Annotated in this window: 1 rRNA gene; it reads right to left on the reverse strand. The window is 49.3% G+C overall.

Annotated features, from left to right (window positions below):
• A 23S ribosomal RNA gene (locus ABN256_RS19135) occupies positions 1-622 on the reverse strand; the annotation flags it as partial.
• Between the last annotated feature and the right edge of the window lie 17 nt (positions 623-639).

Raw genomic sequence — 639 nt, forward strand, 5'->3', positions numbered from 1 at the left:
GGCTCCCCTATACGGTTAACCTTGCTACAGAATATAAGTCGCTGACCCATTATACAAAAGGTACGCAGTCACCCCATAAAGAGGCTCCTACTGCTTGTACGTACACGGTTTCAGGTTCTTTTTCACTCCCCTCGCCGGGGTTCTTTTCGCCTTTCCCTCACGGTACTGGTTCACTATCGGTCAATCAGGAGTATTTAGCCTTGGAGGATGGTCCCCCCATATTCAGACAGGATAACACGTGTCCCGCCCTACTCGTCGAGTTCACAATAACAGCATCTTCAGATACGGGGCTATCACCCTTTACTGCCGGACTTTCCAGACCGTTCTCCTGATGCTGCTATTGATTAAGACTCTGGGCTGTTCCCCGTTCGCTCGCCGCTACTAGGGGAATCTCGGTTGATTTCTTTTCCTCGGGGTACTGAGATGTTTCAGTTCTCCCGGTTCGCTTCATGACACTATGTATTCACGTCATGATAATATCCATTGGATATTGGGTTTCCCCATTCGGAAATCGTCGGGTATAACGGTTCATATCACCTTACCGACGCTTATCGCAGATTAGCACGTCCTTCATCGCCTCTGATTGCCTAGGCATCCACCGTGTACGCTTATTCGCTTAACCTCACAACCCGAAGATGT

The sequence above is a fragment of the Proteus sp. fly-1008 genome, from assembly GCF_040140305.1.
Lineage (GTDB): Bacteria > Pseudomonadota > Gammaproteobacteria > Enterobacterales > Enterobacteriaceae > Proteus > Proteus vulgaris_B.